Origin of the sequence: Citrobacter sp. Cpo032 (genome assembly GCF_030332975.1) — a bacterium.
Lineage (GTDB): Bacteria > Pseudomonadota > Gammaproteobacteria > Enterobacterales > Enterobacteriaceae > Citrobacter > Citrobacter portucalensis.
Map to the genome: position 1 here is coordinate 21,247 of NZ_JAOWGU010000046.1, position 19,850 is coordinate 41,096.

18 protein-coding genes are annotated in these 19,850 nt (G+C 49.6%); 9 read left to right on the forward strand and 9 right to left on the reverse strand.

Annotated features, from left to right (window positions below):
• Positions 1–11 precede the first annotated feature (11 nt).
• From OGY33_RS15395 to OGY33_RS15415, 5 genes are read left to right on the forward strand one after another with little or no spacing between them, the layout of a single operon-like run.
• Positions 12–2,144, forward strand: coding sequence for a hybrid sensor histidine kinase/response regulator (locus OGY33_RS15395; protein WP_191238176.1), 2,133 nt, complete (start codon positions 12–14; stop codon positions 2,142–2,144).
• Between the two features lie 22 nt (positions 2,145–2,166).
• Positions 2,167–2,526: a response regulator gene (locus tag OGY33_RS15400; protein ID WP_008785648.1), complete on the forward strand. Its 360-nt coding sequence runs from the start codon at positions 2,167–2,169 to the stop codon at positions 2,524–2,526.
• Positions 2,527–2,543: 17 nt separating this feature from the next.
• Positions 2,544–4,220, forward strand: coding sequence for a diguanylate cyclase (locus OGY33_RS15405; RefSeq protein ID WP_128316621.1), 1,677 nt, complete (start codon positions 2,544–2,546; stop codon positions 4,218–4,220).
• Between the two features lie 11 nt (positions 4,221–4,231).
• Positions 4,232–4,756 (forward strand): chemotaxis protein CheW, encoded by a 525-nt coding sequence (locus OGY33_RS15410; protein ID WP_032944769.1) that lies wholly within the window; start codon positions 4,232–4,234, stop codon positions 4,754–4,756.
• Entirely contained in the window at positions 4,740–5,099 is a 360-nt protein-coding gene (locus OGY33_RS15415) for a hypothetical protein (protein WP_191238177.1), read from the forward strand. The genes OGY33_RS15410 and OGY33_RS15415 overlap by 17 nt, the downstream gene beginning before the upstream one ends.
• Positions 5,100–5,158: 59 nt before the next feature.
• Here OGY33_RS15415 and OGY33_RS15420 read toward each other — a convergent pair whose 3' ends face one another.
• The 8 genes from OGY33_RS15420 to OGY33_RS15455 form a co-directional block, all read right to left on the reverse strand.
• Positions 5,159–6,781 carry a serine hydrolase gene (locus OGY33_RS15420; protein ID WP_048215675.1) on the reverse strand — a complete coding sequence of 541 codons (1,623 nt, stop codon included), beginning with the start codon at positions 6,779–6,781 and terminating at the stop codon, positions 5,159–5,161.
• A 94-nt stretch (positions 6,782–6,875) separates the two neighbouring features.
• Positions 6,876–7,598 (reverse strand): cysteine hydrolase family protein, encoded by a 723-nt coding sequence (locus OGY33_RS15425; RefSeq protein ID WP_191238178.1) that lies wholly within the window; start codon positions 7,596–7,598, stop codon positions 6,876–6,878.
• Positions 7,599–7,761: 163 nt separating this feature from the next.
• A complete protein-coding gene (gene sitD, locus OGY33_RS15430; protein WP_032944764.1) occupies positions 7,762–8,613 on the reverse strand; it encodes an iron/manganese ABC transporter permease subunit SitD in 852 nt (283 codons plus the stop codon).
• Positions 8,610–9,467 carry an iron/manganese ABC transporter permease subunit SitC gene (gene sitC / locus OGY33_RS15435; protein ID WP_008785642.1) on the reverse strand — a complete coding sequence of 286 codons (858 nt, stop codon included), beginning with the start codon at positions 9,465–9,467 and terminating at the stop codon, positions 8,610–8,612. Before sitC ends, sitD begins: the two co-directional genes overlap by 4 nt.
• Before the next feature lie 2 nt (positions 9,468–9,469).
• Positions 9,470–10,285 carry an iron/manganese ABC transporter ATP-binding protein SitB gene (gene sitB, locus OGY33_RS15440; RefSeq protein WP_003825870.1) on the reverse strand — a complete coding sequence of 272 codons (816 nt, stop codon included), beginning with the start codon at positions 10,283–10,285 and terminating at the stop codon, positions 9,470–9,472.
• Positions 10,282–11,199 (reverse strand): metal ABC transporter substrate-binding protein, encoded by a 918-nt coding sequence (locus OGY33_RS15445; RefSeq protein ID WP_136392282.1) that lies wholly within the window; start codon positions 11,197–11,199, stop codon positions 10,282–10,284. Before OGY33_RS15445 ends, sitB begins: the two co-directional genes overlap by 4 nt.
• 182 nt (positions 11,200–11,381) lie before the next feature.
• Positions 11,382–12,155, reverse strand: coding sequence for an SGNH/GDSL hydrolase family protein (locus OGY33_RS15450; RefSeq protein WP_191238179.1), 774 nt, complete (start codon positions 12,153–12,155; stop codon positions 11,382–11,384).
• 10 nt (positions 12,156–12,165) lie between these two features.
• Positions 12,166–13,206, reverse strand: coding sequence for a porin (locus OGY33_RS15455; protein ID WP_032944758.1), 1,041 nt, complete (start codon positions 13,204–13,206; stop codon positions 12,166–12,168).
• 406 nt (positions 13,207–13,612) lie between these two features.
• Here OGY33_RS15455 and OGY33_RS15460 point away from each other — a divergent pair, with 406 nt between their 5' ends.
• Positions 13,613–14,983 (forward strand): class-II fumarase/aspartase family protein, encoded by a 1,371-nt coding sequence (locus OGY33_RS15460; RefSeq protein WP_191238180.1) that lies wholly within the window; start codon positions 13,613–13,615, stop codon positions 14,981–14,983.
• A gap of 46 nt (positions 14,984–15,029) precedes the next feature.
• Here the strand turns inward: OGY33_RS15460 and OGY33_RS15465 are convergent, their stop codons facing one another.
• Positions 15,030–15,923: a MurR/RpiR family transcriptional regulator gene (locus OGY33_RS15465; protein WP_003825882.1), complete on the reverse strand. Its 894-nt coding sequence runs from the start codon at positions 15,921–15,923 to the stop codon at positions 15,030–15,032.
• Between the two features lie 354 nt (positions 15,924–16,277).
• On the opposite strand from OGY33_RS15465, the gene dcuC reads away from it, so the two are divergent.
• The 3 genes from dcuC to OGY33_RS15480 all read left to right on the forward strand — a co-directional run bounded on the left by dcuC (position 16,278) and on the right by OGY33_RS15480 (position 19,822).
• A complete protein-coding gene (gene dcuC / locus OGY33_RS15470; protein ID WP_003825883.1) occupies positions 16,278–17,645 on the forward strand; it encodes a C4-dicarboxylate transporter DcuC in 1,368 nt (455 codons plus the stop codon).
• Between the two features lie 51 nt (positions 17,646–17,696).
• Positions 17,697–19,391 carry an NAD-dependent malic enzyme gene (locus OGY33_RS15475; RefSeq protein ID WP_048215679.1) on the forward strand — a complete coding sequence of 565 codons (1,695 nt, stop codon included), beginning with the start codon at positions 17,697–17,699 and terminating at the stop codon, positions 19,389–19,391.
• 86 nt (positions 19,392–19,477) lie between these two features.
• Complete coding sequence (locus OGY33_RS15480) at positions 19,478–19,822, forward strand: nitrous oxide-stimulated promoter family protein (protein ID WP_003825888.1); 345 nt, start codon at positions 19,478–19,480, stop codon at positions 19,820–19,822.
• Positions 19,823–19,850 lie beyond the last annotated feature (28 nt).

Consider the following 19,850-nt stretch of genomic DNA (forward strand, 5'->3'; position numbering starts at 1 on the left):
TAAGAGCGATTATGGCTATCGATCTGAAAAAATTCGTTCTGCGCTTTATTGATGAAGGGAGAGGTCATTTGCAGACGATCAGCGAAGGGGCGTTTCTCCTCTCCGCTGATGAACATACCGACGCCTGGATAGGTGAGATGTTTCGCGCTGCGCATACCCTGAAAGGGGGTGCGCGGATGCTGAAGCTGCAAAGTATTGCCGATGTCACGCATCATCTTGAAGATGTATTGAGTGAACTACGTGATAACAAACTGACGCCGGACAGGGCGCTGGGCAATCTAATCCATGAGTCTGTGGAATATCTTTCTGGTCAGCTTACCCAGCTTTTTGTCAGCGAAGGGGATAATCAGTTGCCACCGGCGGATGCCGGGCTGTGCGAACGTCTTGCCCGCGCCAGTCGGGGAGAGGATATCACGCTGGCTGTTGAAACTGCCGGGGCAACAGAAAAACCGGTAGTCCCTGCGCCTGCGACACCTTCCAGCATGGATGCCGGAATTAAGCAGGCGGATTTCGTTCGGGTAAAGCTGAACAAGCTCGATGGACTGATCGACATTCTGGGGGAGGTGCTCGCCGGACATGATCGCCTGGAACAACAGATACAAAACCTGAGTCAACTGGTACCACGGTTACCGGGATTAAGCGCTGAACAGCTTCGCCAGCAGATCCACGACTTTAGCGCCCAGTTAAAAGAAAGCGTTCAGCTCCAGCATTTACAGATGTTTGAACTATACGATGTGGCGGCGCGGATCCGTATGCTGCCACTTTCAACGTTGTTTGAACCCATTTCGCTGCAGGTCAGCGAACTGGCTTCCACACTGAACAAGCAGGTGGTGTGCCGCTTTGTTGGCGGAGAAGTGGAAATCGACCGCCAGCTCATTGATCGGCTTTCGGAGTCGCTGACTCATCTACTGCGTAATGCCGTCGATCACGGGATTGGTGAGATCGACGAACGTCTGGCGCTCGGTAAATCCACTCGCGGCACGATTACCATCACCACCCAGCAGGACGGCAGCGGGATACTACTGCGTATCGAAGATGATGGCCGTGGTCTGAACTATGAGGCCATCAGCGCGAAGGCGGTCAGTAAAGGTCTTGTTCCCGCTTCAATGGTCGGGCAGCTCTCCGAGCAAGAATGTAATGAGCTGATTTTTCATCCCGGCTTTTCGACCAGCAAGATAGTCTCCGAGCTTTCTGGTCGCGGCGTTGGTCTTGATGTGGTGCGCAAAACGGTGGTGACCGACCTGCAAGGCGATTTGCAGGTTTATAGCCGTCCGGGAGTCGGAACCAGCTTTAACCTGCGTTTGCCTGTTTCGTTAACCATGATGCGGATTCTGCAATTTGAAGAGCAGGGGCACCTGTTTGGACTGGCTGCGCAGTATGTGGTTGAGGTGGTGGAATGCACGACACAGGGGATCAGCGATATCGCCGGACGTCCTGCCATTATCTTGCATAACGAGTTTATCCCGGTGGTTTGCGTAGGTAGCTTGCTGGGCATTCATGAACGCCAGAGCAGCTTTTCAACGCCTGGACAGCGATTAATCGTGGTGCAGAACCAGTACAGCAAAATGGCGCTGCAGGTGGATAAGCTGCTCGATGAACGCAAGATGATGATCAAACCGTTACCGAAGCATATGCAACAGCAGTCGCTGGTCTCCGGGATGGTACAAACACCGGATAACCAACTGGTCAGCATCCTGCACGTTCCCGCGCTGATGGCGATAGCGCAACAATCACGGCAAACCAGTACACCAGCGCCAGCCACGAGCGTAGCGCAGGATGCATGGCATGTGCTGGTGGTCGATGACTCACTGAATACCCGTGAGATAGAAAAGAACGTGCTGGAAGCGCACGGCTATCAGGTGACTCTGGCAGAAGACGGGCTGTCGGGGCTGCAAAAAGCGAAGCTGACCCAGTTTGATGCCGTACTGACGGATGTCGAAATGCCGTTTATGGATGGTTTCACCTTCACCAAATCGTTGCGTGGGGAGAAAAACTACCAGCATACGCCAATCATCATCGTGACGTCCCGCGCGAAGGAAGAAGACCGGCGACGGGGGATTCAGGTGGGTGCGGATGCCTACATCGCCAAGGGCGATTTCGAGCAGGACAGTTTGATAAAAACATTAAAAATGCTTTTGTGCTGATGGCGCAAAATCGAGAGAGAAAATGCGAATTTTATTAGTTGATGATGATCTTTTTGCGGCTGAACTGGCATCCATATTTTTGCAAATGGACGGCTACGATGTGGTGATTGTGGAAAGCGCGATTTCCGCCCTGGCGTGCCTGGACTCGGATAACAACATCGACCTGGTGATTAGCGATCTGCATATGCCAGAGATCAGTGGTTTGGATTTGCTGGCGCTGTTACGCGCTCAGGATTGGGCTAAGCCTTTTATTTTACTAAGTGCCAATGAAGTAACGGGCAGCGACGCTCTGTACGACCGTTGGGTGAAAAAAGATGAAAACCTCGCGGAAAATCTGGGGGCTGCTGTCAATGCGCTACTGCAACCATCTGCGATTAACTGAATAAGCCTACGTGTTTGATGAAACAAGAAAATAAGCATATAGCGATGGCGGCAGCGCAGGAAAAAATAGCGCGTTTGCGGCAGGGGTTTCTACGCCGAATTCCCGACATGCTGGCACAAGCGGAAAGATTACTCGTTCAACTGGTCGCAGAGCCTAGCGAAGCCTGTCGCAAACAGCTACATATCCTGCTGCACAGTATTCACGGTTCGGCAGGGTCCTTTGGCTTTAGCCCGCTGGCGAATGCCTCAGCAGAAGGTGAGCGTTTACTAACAGAGCCGGAAATAGAGCAAAGCACATTGCATTACGATGAGCTGCGACGAATCATCAGGTGGTTGTACACCCTGACCCAGGAGCAGCTCAATCTTGAACATCGTATCAGCGATACGGAGTTCACATTACCGATCACCGCGCAGCGCCCGGAAGAGGGATATGTTCGGCGGGCCAGTAAGCCTATCTACCTGTGTGATGATGATATTGACCAGGTCGAGCTGCTCGCGACCCAACTGCGCTGTTTTGGTTTTACCTGCCATGTGTTCGCGAACACGCAGGATTTCACTCAGGCCGTATTGTCGCAACCGCCCGCCGTGGTGATTATGGATGTTAGCTTTCCGGACAACGCCTACGGTGGACCGCTGGCAATGTCGGATTTGAAACAAAAAGTGGGCAAACCTTTCCCTGTGCTGTTCCTCTCGTGTCATAGCGATTTCAATGCCCGCGTCAACGCCATCAAATCTGGCTGCGATGGCTACTACGTAAAACCTGCGTCTATCACCGATTTAGTCCAGGAACTTCATCGCCTGACTCAACCGTCGCTGAAAAAGCCTTACCAGGTATTGTTGATTGATGACGAACCCGCGGTGGCGGAATACAACGCGGAGATGCTGCGCATGGCGGGCATGGAAGTGCATGTGCTGGAAAAACCTCACTATCTACTGCATGTACTGAATGCGCAGCCGATCGATCTGGTGTTGATGGATTATCACATGCCGGAGTTCAGCGGTGAGGAACTGACAAAACTGATTCGCCAAATACCGCAGCATATTGGCCTGCCTATCGCCTATCTCTCCAGCGAGACCAACAAGCATGCGCAGTTAGGAGCAATGAGCATCGGCGCGGAGGATTTTATCCTCAAACAGAGCGACCCTGAGGAGCTGATCCGCGCTGTATCGATCCGCGCGGAAAGAATGCGCGTCCTGCGTGCCCGCATGTCGCAGGACAGTCTGAGCGGGTTATATAACCACTCAACGACCACCCATTTTCTCAAAAGCGCGATTGCCGAGTCGAACTACAGCGGCAACCCATTTTGTATGGTAATGGTGGACCTGGATCGCTTCAAAAGCGTTAACGATACCTACGGTCATGCGGTCGGTGACCAGGTAATTGTCGGTATTTCGCAGTTGTTCTCCCATCGATTACGCAGCACCGATATCGTTGGCCGTTACGGTGGTGAAGAGTTTGTCATCATTATGCCCAACACCAGCAGTGACAAGGCCGCACGCGTGGTCGAACGATTGCGCAGGGATTACGAGCAGGTCACATTTTCCGTTAACGACGCCAGTTTTCACAGTACCTTCAGCGCGGGTATTGCCCAGTGGCAGTTTGGCGATCGGATTGAAACGCTACGCGAACGCGCCGATCAGGCGCTGTATGCCGCGAAACAAAATGGCCGTAATACTTTCTGCATTGCCGAGTAAAAGGAGTCAATATGAGCCAACAGCTGGAGCAGATTCTTGCGCTGAACCATGGTGAAAAACCGGAGTGTGAAAACGTTGATGAACCCCAGCGTACGCTGGTGTTATTTCAACTGGCGGGTAAAAATTTTGCCTTCTATGGGGCGCAAATTAAAGAGATCCTTGCTGAGCGCCCGATCTCCTGGGTTCCCTGTTGCGCGCCAATGCTTGAAGGGGTCATCAACTATCGTGGACGGGTGGAATCGGTAATGAGACTGGACAGCCTGATCGATAAACCTACCGTCAATTCGGCAGGTAAGCGCACTATTTTGATTGGATGCGCCGAGAAAATGCAAAGTGGGATCCTGATAGATAAACTGATTGATGTGTTGGAAGTCGCCGAAAGCCAGATTCATTTGCCAGGAGATTCGTTGCCCCCGGCGTTACAAAGCATCGCTGTGGGGGTGGTTAACGTGATGGAAACCTGGTACACGCTGCTCGATCTGAATCTGGTCTTTGAGCGTTATCAGGAGACCAGCGGTTATGACGGCTCCCACTAATCTGGCGGCGGTACGTATTACTTTGGGAGCGCTAACGTTGTATATACCGGCAAACCAGGTTGGTGTGTGTTCGTTAGTGACTCAGGTTGTGCCTGAAATCCCCCGATTTAGCCAATGGCTGGGGATTGCTGATGAGCCGCAGGAGGGATGGCATTTGCATTTATGCGTCCCGGACAGTGGCGTTGAAACTGGCTGGTACCTGTGGGGACAACTTGAGAATGTGATGCTCTCCGGCGACATTATTTTTGCCGTACCTCCGCTTCTGGCGCGTAACTGTCATCTGCCTGCGCTTCGTGCCCTGGTGGGCCGCGAGGCGTTTAGCCCGCTATTAAGCTGGCGCTGACACGCTGCGGGAGCTTTAACGGTCCCGCAGCATGAGAAGACTGGGAGTGCTATATCCCGTTACTGGATATAAGCATCAACAGCCCGACTGACCAGCTTAGTCATAAAGTTGTCAATCTTATCAATGGTCTGCTTGTCCTGAAGATCGTAGGTTTTTGCTACGTCATCCAGGTTTTCATAACCGACCCAAACTCGCCCGATCTTATCCTGCCATACGGAGACACGTAACGGCAGATCCAGCGCGACACCCTGTTTATCCTGCATCAGTTTTGTGCCGACTTTAGGGTTACCAAATACCAGGACTTTCGTTGGCCTCAGGTTCATTCCCGCGCCCTCGGCATTTTTCTCGTGATCAATTTCAGTGAATACCGGAACGCCTTCGCTTTTCAGAATGGCTTTCAGTCGGGAGACCGTCTCATCGACAGAGAATTTACTTTCCTGGTTTTTGATCTTCTCTGAATTTAACCCAGAACCCAGCCCGATTTTATAGGCTTCAGCGATATCACGAGCCACCTGAGTCATGTCTACGCCTTCTTTATTGGTCAGCATTGTCACGCAAACCAGTTCATCACCGGCGGTAAAGCGGCTCAGATAGGCACTAAAGCCACCTGTGGTTCCTTTGATTTCCAGAAAACCAGGATGGCGGGTAAATTCCCAGCCGGCCATGGCAGGCACGACTTTGCCATTTTTCAGTTTTGCCGGGCTATAGATAATGTCGCGTAGCTTTTTGTCTTTAACCAGCGTGCTGCCGGCAAGACCGATATCCCACTTACTGATGTCTTCCGCTGACGACCACAGACCACCGTAGGCGAACAGATTATCAGTGGCGATCGCGCTGACAGGCGCCAGTTTGTCACCCGCTGCGACGTAACCTGTTGCAGGCTCAACAGGGTTGATCCAGTCAATTTCTGACTTAAATTTCGAATGCTGATTATGTTGCTTATCAGGCGTCGGGCGATCAAGGAATGCTTTCGTTGGCATGTCTTTTGCGAACATGGTGCTTTGCAGACCTAACGGCGCAATTTGGTATTTGTTGACGAAGTCTACGTAACTCATTCCGCTGACTTTCTCGATAGCCATTCCTAACAGGATAAAGTCAGTTGCGCTGGAGTTGATGTCCGTGCCATTTTTAAATTCGAGCGGTTTATCTTTAACAAGATCCACCAGCTGCGCAGGTGTATATTTTTGCTCTTGTTTATAGCCGAAAGATCTGAAATCAGGGATCCCGGATGAGTGCTGCATTAATTCCAGAATCGTAATGTTATGCCAGCTTTCCGGCAGGCCAGGCAAATAAACACTCACAGGAGTATTCAGATCCAATTTGCCTTGCTCTACCAGTTGCATTACTGCGACTGCAGTAAAAGCCTGCGTGATAGGGCCAATTCCCCACATGGTTTTGGTGGAAGCAAGCTCATCATTGGCTGCCGTTGCCAGACCGTATCCCGCTGAGCGCGGAATATAAGGCGCCTGAACAATCGCCATGGATAAACCCGGCAGATTATTTTTCGCCATTACCTCGGCAATGATCTGATCGATATATTTGCCGTTGACCTTTAATTGTGGATCACCACGGTTAACTAAGTAAGTAGTCTCATTTGTATTGGCAGCGGCCAACACCTGAGTAGCTGAAACTGACATGGAAAGTAAAATACATGCCGAAATAACCTTTAACTTAAGATTCATGGAAAAGCTCCGCGCTTAATGAAATTTATTTTGATGGCTAATGGATGAGCGATGTTGTACATACAATTACCCTCGGTAACCGTACTCATAGCTATTACTTAGCTGCTGCCTTTACCTTTTCAACCGTGGTGTCGGTGTCCCATAAATCATTGGCAATGATGCGGTAGTTGGTTAGAGCGGCGAGATAACCGTCACCTTCCGGAATGCGCGGACCCGCTGTCGCATCTTTAACGACGACAACTTCAAAACCTTGCTCAATCAATTCACGCATATGGGATTCAATACACAGATTGGCAGCCATACCGGCGAGAATGACCTGTGAGACACCGCGTTTTCTTAATTGCAGTACCAGGTCGTTGGTTTCTGGTCCGAAAATCTTATGCGGTGAGGCAATGACCGTTTCGCCATCATAAATATATGGCTTAAACTGCGATAAAAAGTCTGCGCCGGAATTTTCAAAATTCTCCATCGTCAGTGGACCTTTACGATTGAACATTCCAGTGCCGTGCATAAATGTTTCTCCCGGAGCGGTAGATTGCCATTTATGGTCGTGCGGAAAGTAATAATGTGGAGAAATAAAAACAGGCATTTGTGCTTCTTTTGCCATTTTGAACAACGTCTCGAGATTTTCTACAGTATTATTTTCAATAATGCTGTCTTTAAAAACCTCCCAGCCAATACCCTGAGGACTTAAAAAATCGATCTGTGGATCGACTACCACCAACGCAGCTTCCTTATTATTAAGTGTTATACCTTTGCGTGGTAAGCCATAGGCCTCTGGTTCAGAATAGATTTCTGACATGCTCATCTTGCTCATAAAATTTACCTGTATTTTTATCTAATGTGATAGTGACTATCTGATTATTAAATAGCGCTGGTAAATATGGCATGGTTTCAGAACGGGGCATTTGTTCAGGACGCTGGGAATATTGTCATTACGTATTCTAATAACGATAGTGGGCATATCACTGCCCACTCCGTCAGAGGTCGTATTGCTGGCGTCGCCGTTCTAAACGACGATCGCGCAGGGTGGAATAAATAAAGGTCATCACAAACAGTAGTGAAAATAGTACGACGATGGTGGGGGCCGGTGCACTGTCGATGAAAAAAGACAGGTACACGCCCATAAACGAGGTAACGACCGACATAATCACCGCCAGCCACAAGGCGTGGGAAAATTTCCGCGTCATTAAAATAGCAATGGCGCCAGGCGCAATCAGTAAGGAGATCGACAAAATAATCCCTACTGATTTTAGCGTGGCGACAATCGTCAGGGCGATCATGCACAGCAGGCCGTAATGTAGCAGTGCTGTGTTAAGCCCACTGGCCTTTGCCTGATGCGGGTCGAACGCATGCAGAAGCAGATCTTTCCACTTAAGCCCAATAATAAGCGCTATCCCAAGCGTAATAACCGCGGTTTGTATGATGTCGCTGAACGATACGCCCAGCATGTCGCCGAACAGAATATGATCGAGATGGACCTCTGACTGGATAGAGACGTACAGCACCAGCCCTGCGCCAAACATGCCGGAAAAGACGATTCCCATCAGGGTATCGCGTTTGATGCGGCTGTTATCGTCGAGATAACCCGTCGCCACCGCACAGAACAGCCCGGCGATAAATGCGCCAATTGCCAGTGGGATGCCCGCAATCCACGCCAGTACAATTCCCGGGAAAACCGCGTGGCTCATTGCATCGCCCATCAGCGCCCAGCCTTTGAGTACTAAAAATACAGACAGCAGCGCGCAGGGCACGGCGACAATGGTGGAGATGACCAGCGCATTGACCATAAAACCAAACTGAAAGGGTTCCAGCAGCGTTGTTAAGATCATACTGACTCCTTGTTCACCAGACGGGCGCGGCGGCGATTCGCCAGCAGACCGTGTTTTGGCGCGAAGACAAATGCCAGCAGGAACAGCAGCGTTTGCAGAACGACAATAATTCCGCCGGTTGCACCGTCCAGCCAGTAGCTCAGCCAGGCGCCGAAAAAGCTGGTCAGGCTGCCAATAGCTACGGCGATAGTGAGCAGGCGTGGAAAACGATCGGTCAGCAGCCAGGCCGTTGCACCGGGCGTAACCACCAGGCAAATCACCAGAAATGCGCCGACGGTTTGCAGCGCGGCGACCGTGGAAACGGAGAGCAGCGTAAAAAATAACAGCTTCAACCGGCCCGGATTCAGACCGATAGAGCGCGCGTGGTTTTCATCAAAAAAAACCACCATCAGATCTTTCCACTTCAAAAACAGGATGGTTAGCGAAATAACCCCGATGATGGCCAGTTGTAGAATATCTTCTGGCGCAATCGCCAGCACGTTGCCGAGAATGATGGTCTGAATGTTCACCGACATCGGATTGAGCGACACCATAAACAGCCCGATACCGAAAAAAGACGAAAAAATCAGTCCGATAATCGCATCTTCCTTCAGGCGCGAACGTTGATTAAGAAACAGCATACTGCCCGCCGCCAGTCCGCCGGAAAGGAATGCGCCAAGCGCGAAGGGAAGCCCTAACATATAAGCGCCTGCCACGCCCGGCACGATAGAGTGCGACAGCGCATCGCCAATCAGCGACCAGCCTTTGAGCATCAGATAGCAGGAGAGAAACGCACACAGGCCACCGACCATCGCCGAGACCCACATGGCGTTGAGCATGTACTGGTAGCCAAACGGCTCCGTTAGCCAGTTCATGGTTATTCCCCCTCGTTTGCCGTGCGTCGCGAAATAAACGGGCGTTCATCATCGGTAATCACATGTTGCTCACCGCCGCTCAGCGCAACGTGACGCAGTACGCCGCTGAATGCCAGTTCGAGATTTTCGGGGGTAAAGGTGGTTTCGGTGGGTCCACTTGCCAGCACCGTGCCCTTAATCATCACCGTGTAATCACAAAACTCGGTGACGGATCCCAAATTATGGGTAGAGACCAGCATGGTTCGACCCTCATCACGCAGTTCACGCAGCAGGTCGATGATCCGGGCCTCGGTTTTTACATCCACGCCGGTAAAGGGTTCATCCAGTAAAATAACCTGTCCGTCCTGTGCAATGGCCCTTGCCAGAAAAACACGCTTTTTCTGCCCACCGGACAGTTCACCTATCTGACGATGGCGATAATCCAGCATATCAACTCGCGCCAGCGCCGCATCTACGCAGGCGTGGTCAATTTGTTTTGGTCGACGCAGCCAGCCCATATGGCCAAAGCGTCCCATCATTACCACATCTTCCACCAGTACCGGAAACGACCAGTCCACCTCTTCTGACTGGGGGACATAGGCGATCAGATTCTGTTTGAGCGCCTTATTTACCGGCTGTTGCAGAATTGAGATTTCCCCCTGCGCCAGGCGGACAAAACCCATCAGCGCTTTAAAAAGCGTTGATTTTCCCGAACCGTTTACGCCGACCAGCGCGGCAATTGAGCCGCCCGGAACCTGAAAAGTGGCGTCCCGCAATGCGGTATGACCGTTGCGATACGTCACCGTAACCTGATTTACGGTAATCGCAGAGTGACTCATGGTTGGCTCTCCAGACCCTTGTTGATGCCGTTAACAATGGTTTGCGTGGTGACGCGCAGTAAATCCAGATAGGTCGGTACCGGACCATCGGCAGTGCTGAGCGAATCGACATACAGCACGCCGCCGTAATGCGCGCCAGACTCACGGGCAACCTGACGCGCTGGTTTGTCGGACACGGTGCTTTCGCTAAATACCGTTGGGATATGATGCGCTCTGATGGCATCGATAACCTTGCGTACCTGCTTGGGCGTACCCTGCTGATCGGCATTGATCGGCCACAGATACAGCTCCTTGAGATTGTTATCACGAGCTAAATAAGAGAATGCGCCTTCGCTGGTGACCAGCCAGCGTTTATCAGCAGGGAGCTTTGCCAGTTCTGTATGAAGTGGGGCCAGAGTCTGCTGGATTTTCGCTTTATAATTCTGCGCATTATTCTGGTAGGTTGCGGCATTGTCCGGATCGTATTTGATCAGCGCATCACGAATGTTATCCACGTAGATAAGCGCGTTCTCCGCTGACATCCAGGCATGCGGGTTTGGTTTACCGTTGTACGGCCCTTCGCTGATGCCCATTGGCTGCACGCCGTTTGAGACCATCACTTCAGGTACGCCGGACAAATTTTGGTAGAAGCGGGCAAACCATAGTTCGAGGTTTAGACCGTTGGAGAGAATAAGCTGTGCGCCTTGCGCCCGTTTGATATCGCCTGGGGTTGGTTGATATTCGTGAATTTCAGCCCCCGGTTTGGTGATAGAACTAACGTCCGCCGCGTCACCTGCTACATTGCTTGCCATATCGGCAATCACCGTAAAGGTGGTTACCACTTTGAATTTTTCTTTCGCCCAGGCGGGTGACAGCGTCAGCGCTGTTAACACGCTGGCAAGGAGAAATGACTTCAGATGGGGCAGATGCGGCATAGTATCCCTCGCAACAAGGTGGTTAATTTATCATCGAATATAGCCTTTGCTATGTTATATAGCACATGGCATAAACAAATGAAAATAATTCTTATTTGCGTAGGTTGCTAAGGAATAGACGGGGGATAATGTAATTTACGCCAGCACGATTGCCGGCGTGTTGGGGATGAATAACCCGGTGATTATGACTTTTGGAACTCAGTAACGGTTTCCCATGCTACCTGTTGTAACGCTTTGGCGGTGGCAGGGGTCATGTCCGTATCAACAGGAAGCGCGCCGCCGACAGGAGACTGGTTGTACAGGGTGGCGAAGAATACGCAAGCGGCGAGATATGTACCAGAAATAGAAGGGTGTACACCATCATGATAATACAAGTTAATTTCCGGATGGGTCTTGCGCGCTTTCTCGAAAGCGAGACCTACCGGAGCCACATATCCCCCCGTTTTTTGCGCAATGGAGATATAAGCATCCGCCAGCTTTTGGCTATCTTCGGGTTTAGCTTTCTTCGGCCAGGTCATGAAATAGACAACTTTTGCACCTGCTTTATGCGCCATCTCAGCCATTTGGGTTGCAGAGTCAACGAAATTTTTCCGGGTACTTTCTTTCTTTGAAATTGTTTCTGTGGAGTTCCCCTGTAATACCACTACATCCCATTTCTGTAACGTGTTCTGGTAGCGCATATTCTCAATTTGCCAGCCTAAATGACCGCTGGAAATCGTGATCCCCCGATATTTATAGCCTTTGGCATGGTCAGGCAGTAAAGACTGCGTCAAATCCCGTAATCGGGTATTGATATTATTGTTATAGAACGTGAACGAGTTACCATAAAGCGCGACGATTTTATTCTCGCCATCCATTTTAGCATGTGCGGAAGGCGCTAATAACGTATCAGCGTGAGCGCAGATACTACTCAGTGCCATGACCGTTGCTGCGGCAAGCAAAGTTATCTTTTTCATCGATTATCTCTTAGAAGTCGTAACGGAGTCCAACGATGAGCGCATCATCATTGGTTTTTTTGTTCTTACTGGCGAATTCTTTATCGTAAGTAAATGATAACCACGTATCCTCAGCCAATGTTAATTGCGCCTCAGCACGCCAGTCTTCTTTTTCAGCAATATCTTTACCATCTTCATTTAAAAAACTATATCCGGTGAGAACTTTGACGGTGCCAAAGTTGTAGGAAATGAGTGAATCCATCCCTTTATAATTATTATCGCTTTTGTTATCGCGAGAAATAGAAGTACGCAATGCGGTTACCGCGACTTCATAGGCTTTATAACTGAGTTGTAATCCTCCCATAATTTGATCGTTTTGATTACGCCCATCGGTGGTCACTACGCCATCCTGTCGTTTGTAACGACTGGCCGCGAGTGCGGGTGTAATTCTAAAATCACCAAATTTGAAAGACTTGCGATAGCTGGCCATCGCGCCGTAATCCAGGGCTTCGTTATCGCTGTTGCCATTCCCAGAAACCCACGCCAGTTGAATCTCATTGCCAGCAAATTTGGCGTTCCACTGTACGGTGCCGTCCTGGCGGTTGAACTGGTATGAATCATCAATGGTTGTAATGCCATAGCTATAGATATTAGGGGTGAAATTTTTGTACTTATCGGTCATTTTCATTACCTGATACAACGGATTTTTGGTTCTCCCGGTGATCAGTTCACCCCATGTTTTATTTGAGAGACCGACATAGGAATAACGGGCCTCCATATCGCTTTCACCGGTATTGTTATCATTTTTTTCGGTACGCACCTGCCATTCCAGTCGACCCACGATTTTGGTATCTGGCAGAAGATCCAGATCTCGGGTGAGGTAAATACCTACACGGCCACCCAGATCGCTTCGGCTTTCACTGCCAGCAAATGAATTCTGACCACTTGCTATTTTTCCCTCAACGCGGCCATAGATATCCAGAGTATTGCCATCCTTATTATAGACGTTTAAGGCGAACGCCGAGGAACTCATACCCATAAGTAATATTAGTGAATAATTTTTTAGCTTCATGTCATCCCTCAAACCAGCATTAGTTTCCTGACCATAAAATAAAGTTCACAGCGAGGTAATTGTTTGTGGAAAAGGAGTGTCAGCGGTATGGGAATTATTTTTTCTCGTAATGAAATGTGATTATTCACGCATAAATATCACTAATTTCACTATTGTATTAATGGTTCTTATATTTAATGCGCATTTCTGCTGAAATATTACGCCTGCTTGGAATGTAATTCACAAATTACTGTGAAGTACATCTCATTTCTACTTGGTGGAAAAAACGAAAATGGGAATATTGTATTCTCATGGCCGTTTTTTGGGTGGGAATACTATTTTCCCCTATAATCTGGAAAACAGATCCTGCAAAATTGATTAATCACATTTTCGATTATGATGCATTCATTGGCCGGAGAGGCGCTGTATGTTCGGTAAGCAAACAACGGTATTTGATTCTGATCTTTATTCTTCATTGTTCACCCAAGGTCGGATGCGGGAAATATGGTCTGACGACAATCTGCTGCGGTGTTGGTTGCGATTTGAGGCAACTGTCGCTCGAGTGCAAGGTGAGCAGGGGATTATCCCTGAGCAAGCCGCCGTCGAAATTGAAAAAACGTGCAGGGAAATACGGATAGATTGGCCGGCCCTTGCACAGGAAACACAGACGGTTGGTATGGCGATAAAACCGCTGATCGATCAGATCTCTGCTTGCGGTACACCTTTAGTAAGTCAGTTTTTGCACTGGGGATGTACTACCCAGGATCTGCTGGACTCTGGCATGGCGATGAGACTGCAACAAACGTTGCAGCTGCTGCGCGAGCAATTGCTCGATGTTGGCGAGGCAATGAAAGCGATGGCAATACGTCATACCCGAACGGTGATGGTTGCACGCACCAATTCAGTGGATGCTTCTGCGACAACGTGGGGGCTGCATGTTTGCAGTTATCTGGCAGAGATTAACCGCCATCTGATAAGACTTCAGCAGCTGTACTCGCGAGCTGTAACCGGGCTCTTTGGCGGCGCGGTAGGTAATTTGGCCTCCGTAGGAGAGCAGGGAATGGAAACACGTGAACGACTGATGTTGGCACTGGGTCTGAACGTACCCTGCGGCATTAATAATGCCAGCCAGGATGCGGTTGTTGAAGTTGTGCAGTTTTTTGCCCTTGTTCACGGCACGTTATGTCGTCTGGCCAACGATGTCGAAACAATGGGACGCACGCCGATTGCTGAAGTGCTTGAGGGAGAAGGTGGTGGAGGGTCGAGCACGATGCCGCACAAGGTTAATCCGCGCGCCAGTAACATGATGCAAACGCTGGCAAGGATGGGATGGATGTATGCGTCTGGCGCCCCAGCAATGCTGGATCAACAGGATGTGCGAGCCGCCTCAATGAGGGTATTAAACTGGACAATCCTCCCGGAGGCCTCAAATGCTTTATCGACCAGCCTGACACGCGCAAAGAATCTGCTTTCGCATCTCATCATTAATGAAGAGAAGATGCGTGCTAATTTCGATTGCTCAAAGCACTTTATTATGTCGGAATCACTGACGATGAGACTTGCCGCCAAAATCGGCAGAGAGTCCGCCTATAACTTAGTGAAAAACCTGCTAAAGCATGCAACTGGAGAGCACAGCTTCATGGAGATCGTGCAGGCTAGCCCGGAAATCCGCGCATCATTGTCTGTAGAGGAAATTACCGCCGCCTGCGAGCCGCTGTCATATATCGGGGCTAACGACGCGCTAATCGCTGAAACTTTAGCTGAGTTCGAGCGCGTGAAAACGGTAGAGATTGCCTGATTTGTCTTGCTGCCGGGAGGGATAACTCTCCTGGCGGCTGGCGGTGCTAAGTGTTGTGTGCTGATGCAGAAAACGTTTCGAAAAAGACAAATAACTCTTCCAGTTGTGCAAAATTCCCCTCGTTATCTCCTTTCTCATAAGCCAGATGCAATATGAGTTCGATAAAAAAGAAGCCGAGTATACGGCTTTGAAAAATGGACTGTACGTCGCTGGGAAGAACAAACTGCAGATCGCAAAATTTACCGTAAGGGTTCGCTTCTGAGTTGGTAACCAGTACCACGACGGCGTTCTTTTTTCTGAACCACTTTGCAATATTGAGGGCAACCCGATTAAATCGATAGTAGGAGAACACAATCAGGACATCCTCTTCCTCAATATTGATGAGACATTTGGGGAGTTCGCTGATGTCCGTCGGTAAAAGGGTGATGTCACTGCGAAAGTACTTTAACAGTGTACAAAAATGCGTTGCCATTGCATGAGATGATGACGGACCGACGACATAAATATGACGTTGATTGTTCAGTACTAGATCGATAAACGCATTAAGGCTTTCAATGTCGATATTATTTTTAAATTGATTAAATAATTCTGATACTTTATGGGTGAAATCAGTAACGATACTTTCAGTGGTAATGCTGGGATTGTTACGTAGTTTGATGTTTTTCTCAAAAGGTGCGGATATTTTATTTTTTGACAGCGTAATGTCTAATGCTTTGCGAAAAGCGGCGTAACCCGTAAACCCAATCTTATTTAAAAATCGGCCAATGGTTGCTTTGCTTACCATCGCATTTTGCGAGAGGTCAACAATGCCATGATAGGGAAGTTCATTGAAGTGTTTATTAATGTACTCATTGAGTCGGCACTCAGATTCAGTTAGATCACCCATATTAAGAGTAAGTAAGTTATACTCATCCAGACTTAACGTGTTTTTTTTGTACATGGATAACACCCGATGACTATTGTATATCAACGTTGTTATAGGGTAATACACTTTCGACGTCAATCATAGAATGAATATGTTGGAAACCCGCATCCAGCCTTTTCTGAGGTCTGCGACTACATTCAGATGTAGTTGCGATCTTACTCACAAAAAGAGGTGGGAAAACACCTTTCCCGTATTTTACAACCACACAACCCATTACAATTAAATCTCAATATTTGAGTATGTAATACGATAAATTTACGTACATATTATAGCTGCTTATATATGGGAGTGATTTTTTACTATCCTATATAAGCTATGATGATATGACAGGTAACCCTACCCGATTTGTATGGCATAGGAATTGTTATTATGACAGCGTTTATTATAGCAATAGTGATAACAGTTATTGCTGCATGGTTAATTGTGAAAAATTATCAGCCGCAAACTGTTTTATTACTCGCTGGACTGGCATTATTGACCATTACCGTACTGTTTTATCCTGAAAACAGCATTCTCTACGATAAAGCAAAATCCACGGGGTCAACCTGGTTGGATATCTTTAGCTTTGCAAAAGAATCGCTCACCACACAAATTGCAGGTATTGGTCTTATCATCATGGCTGCGGGTGGATTTGCCAGCTATATGGATCACATTAAAGCGTCGAATGCGATGGTCAATATGTGCATTCGACCGCTGCAGGTGATTAAAGCGCCTTACCTGATCCTTGCGCTGGGGTATATCTGCGCACAGCTTCTGCATGTGGCAATTTCAAGTGCGGCGGGACTGGCGATGTTGCTGCTGGTGACATTCTTCCCGGTTCTGGTTCGTCTGGGGGTCAGTAAAGCCTCTGCGGCCGCGATGATTGGTCTGTGCGCGTTTATGGATCTAGGGCCCGCGGTAGGTACTGCGAATCTGGCGGCTAAACATGCTGGCATGGAAAGCGCGATCTACTTTGCGCATTACCAGATGCCGGTGGCGGTGGTGGTGATGCTGGCCGTTGCGGTGGTGATTTACTTTACCGCGAAGTATTTCGACAAAAAAGATGGCTTCGTACCGGGGGCGCAAAGCGTGGCGCAAGCGGAAGAAGAAGGCCGAAAGGTACCCGCTATTTACGCGCTGTTACCCGTCCTGCCTGTCGTACTGGTGCTGGTCTTTAGCCCTTTGGTTATCAAGTCCATCAAAATAGACGTGGTCACGGCGATGATCCTTGGCGCTGTCGTCGCATTTTTCTTTGAACTGGTGGCTACCCGAGATTTCAAAAGCTGCTGCAAAGGGATACAGGTCTTTTTCAAAGGGATGGGCAGCATGTTTACCAGCATCGTTTCCTTGCTGGTGTGTGCGGATATCTATGCCCAGGGGCTGCAGAAAATTGGTGCGGTGGACTACCTGTTACAGTCAGTGCAAAACGCAGGACTGGGCTTTACCAGCATGACCCTGGTGATGACCGCACTGGTGGGTGTAACCGCCGTCCTGACGGGCTCTGGCGTTGCCGCCTTTTTCTCCTTCTCCGGCCTGGCCCCCTCCATTGCAGCAAAATTTGGTGAGAGTGCAGTCAATATGATCCTGCCTATGCAGTTAATGGCGGGAATGGGGCGCTCAATGTCCCCAGTGGCTGGAATCATTATTGCGGTGAGTAAAGCAGGAGAATGTTCACCGTTTATGATCGTCAGAAGAACGCTGCTTCCAGCGCTGGCCGGTATCGCGGCGATGCTGGTTGCCAACTATGTCCTGATTTGAATCCCTGGAGCCTGCTAATGCAGGCTCTTATTTTTTATCTGGTTGTAATTTATGGATGGCAACGTGACAAACGATGTTTTATACGTCCCGTTTACGGGGAAGTTACTGCTTGAATCTCCGTTATTAAACAAGGGAAGCAGCTTCACGCAGCAAGAAAGGTATGACTTTAACCTGAGTGGGCTACTGCCTTGTGCCATTGAGAATATTGATGAACAAGCCGAACGGGCGTATCAACAATATCTTGAGGCTGAATCCCACAACGCTCGACATATTTACTTGCGTAATATCCAGGATACTAACGAAACGTTATTTTATTACCTGTTGAAAAAGCATCTTCCAGAGATGCTGCCCATCGTTTATACCCCGGTAGTCGGGGCCGCCTGTGAAAAATTCTCGTGGATATATCGTCGTGCACGCGGTGTCTTTATCTCCTGGCCCGATCGCGATCGTATTGACGATATTTTGCATGATATTCCACGGCACGATATCAAGGTCATCGTCGTCACTGATGGTGAGCGCATTCTGGGGCTAGGTGACCAGGGCGTTGGCGGTATGGGGATTCCTATCGGGAAACTGTCGCTCTATACCGTCTGTGGCGGGGTAAATCCGGCGAATACGCTACCTATTTTACTGGATGTCGGCACGAATAATGCGCGACTGCTGGACGATCCGCGCTATATCGGCTGGCGTCATCCGCGCATAACTGGTGAAGACTATTTCGCATTTATTGGAATGTTTATTGCCGCCGTAAAACGGCGCTGGCCTAACGTTCTGCTGCAGTTTGAAGATTTTGCCCAGCATACTGCGGTGCCGCTGCTGGACCGTTATCGCGATGAGATGTGCTGTTTTAACGATGACATTCAGGGCACGGCGTCGGTGGCTCTGGCGACTCTGGTTGCGGCCTGCCGAGGCAGCGGTCGTGACTTCCGTCAGCAATCAATCGTAATTGTGGGGGCGGGGGCTGCAGGATGTGGGATCGCCCGGCATATTATTGCCTGCCGCATCAGTGAAGGAATGAGCGAGGCCGAAGCCAGACGGACCATTTTTATGGTGGATCGCGACGGTCTGGTGATGACCACCAATAATGCCTTAGCTGATTTCCAGCAACCGCTGGCGCAGTCTCCCGAGGCCGTATCTGACTGGCAGTTTGAGGGGCTGGCACCGTCGCTACTGGAGGTTATCCACAATGCCAAACCCACGGTGATGCTGGGTGTGTCGGGTCAGGCTGGATTGTTCTCGCAGGAGGTCATTAGCACGATGTACCAATACTGCGGCCGCCCGATCGTTATGCCGTTGTCGAATCCCACTTCGAGAATGGAAGCGCGACCAGAAGATATCATTCGCTGGACCGAGGGACAGGCCATTATCGCGACCGGTAGTCCCTGCGGTGTGATTGAATTTAATGGACGCTCCATTCCGGTGGCGCAGTGTAATAACGTGTATGTTTTCCCGGCCATCGGTCTGGGGGCTATCGCCAGTGGTGCGACACGCGTAACAGAGGCTATGCTGATGGCGGCAAGCCGTGCGCTAGCCGATGCTTCCCCGTTGGTGCGTAACGGGGAAGGTGCTCTGTTGCCGGAGATTGAGACAATCTGTGAGGTGACCCGCAGCATTGCCTTTGAGGTCGGTAAGGCAGCGCAGCTGTCGGGCGTGGCAGAGAAGATGAGCGACGACGCGCTGTTGCAAAGCATAAAAGATAACTTTTGGTTACCACACTACCGTCCTTATAAACGCAGGGCAATTTAGCCGTTGTGACGAGTAAGTGGTACTCGGGTCTTGGTTGCCTTCATGATTAAGGTGTATTATTTATGCAACTTAATTGTGGAGGCATCATGTCCGGCAAACGCATTGCACGTGAAAAAATGACGATCCAGAGAATGATTTCGCTCTACGAGAGCCAGTGTCCGCAGGCTTCAGACGAGCCGGGGCATTACGATGCGTTATTTGCCTATGCGCAAAAACGCCTCGACAAGTGCGTATTTGGTGAGGAAAAACCGGCCTGTAAACAGTGTCCTGTGCACTGTTATCAACCTGCTAAACGCGAAGAGATGAAGCAAATTATGCGTTGGGCTGGGCCGAGAATGCTCTGGCGTCACCCGATTCTGACCGTACGTCACCTGATTGATGACAAACGCCCAGTGCCGGAGTTACCCGAGAAGTACCAGCGGAAAAAATAAGGTCGCTGTGCGCCGGATGGCGGCTGCG

Excerpts from the sequence above, each read along its gene's own strand:
- OGY33_RS15395 (WP_191238176.1), top strand. The coding sequence starts at position 12 with ATGGCTATCGATCTGAAAAAATTCGTTCTGCGCTTTATTGATGAAGGG.
- sitD (WP_032944764.1), bottom strand. The coding sequence starts at position 8,613 with ATGATCTTAACAACGCTGCTGGAACCCTTTCAGTTTGGTTTTATGGTC.
- OGY33_RS15405 (WP_128316621.1), top strand. The coding sequence starts at position 2,544 with ATGAAACAAGAAAATAAGCATATAGCGATGGCGGCAGCGCAGGAAAAA.
- OGY33_RS15450 (WP_191238179.1), bottom strand. The coding sequence starts at position 12,155 with ATGAAAAAGATAACTTTGCTTGCCGCAGCAACGGTCATGGCACTGAGT.
- OGY33_RS15410 (WP_032944769.1), top strand. The coding sequence starts at position 4,232 with ATGAGCCAACAGCTGGAGCAGATTCTTGCGCTGAACCATGGTGAAAAA.
- OGY33_RS15445 (WP_136392282.1), bottom strand. The coding sequence starts at position 11,199 with ATGCCGCATCTGCCCCATCTGAAGTCATTTCTCCTTGCCAGCGTGTTA.
- sitB (WP_003825870.1), bottom strand. The coding sequence starts at position 10,285 with ATGAGTCACTCTGCGATTACCGTAAATCAGGTTACGGTGACGTATCGC.
- OGY33_RS15420 (WP_048215675.1), bottom strand. The coding sequence starts at position 6,781 with ATGAATCTTAAGTTAAAGGTTATTTCGGCATGTATTTTACTTTCCATG.
- sitC (WP_008785642.1), bottom strand. The coding sequence starts at position 9,467 with ATGAACTGGCTAACGGAGCCGTTTGGCTACCAGTACATGCTCAACGCC.
- OGY33_RS15400 (WP_008785648.1), top strand. The coding sequence starts at position 2,167 with ATGCGAATTTTATTAGTTGATGATGATCTTTTTGCGGCTGAACTGGCA.
- dcuC (WP_003825883.1), top strand. The coding sequence starts at position 16,278 with ATGACAGCGTTTATTATAGCAATAGTGATAACAGTTATTGCTGCATGG.
- OGY33_RS15415 (WP_191238177.1), top strand. The coding sequence starts at position 4,740 with ATGACGGCTCCCACTAATCTGGCGGCGGTACGTATTACTTTGGGAGCG.
- OGY33_RS15465 (WP_003825882.1), bottom strand. The coding sequence starts at position 15,923 with ATGTACAAAAAAAACACGTTAAGTCTGGATGAGTATAACTTACTTACT.
- OGY33_RS15480 (WP_003825888.1), top strand. The coding sequence starts at position 19,478 with ATGTCCGGCAAACGCATTGCACGTGAAAAAATGACGATCCAGAGAATG.
- OGY33_RS15425 (WP_191238178.1), bottom strand. The coding sequence starts at position 7,598 with ATGAGCAAGATGAGCATGTCAGAAATCTATTCTGAACCAGAGGCCTAT.
- OGY33_RS15460 (WP_191238180.1), top strand. The coding sequence starts at position 13,613 with ATGTTCGGTAAGCAAACAACGGTATTTGATTCTGATCTTTATTCTTCA.
- OGY33_RS15475 (WP_048215679.1), top strand. The coding sequence starts at position 17,697 with ATGGATGGCAACGTGACAAACGATGTTTTATACGTCCCGTTTACGGGG.
- OGY33_RS15455 (WP_032944758.1), bottom strand. The coding sequence starts at position 13,206 with ATGAAGCTAAAAAATTATTCACTAATATTACTTATGGGTATGAGTTCC.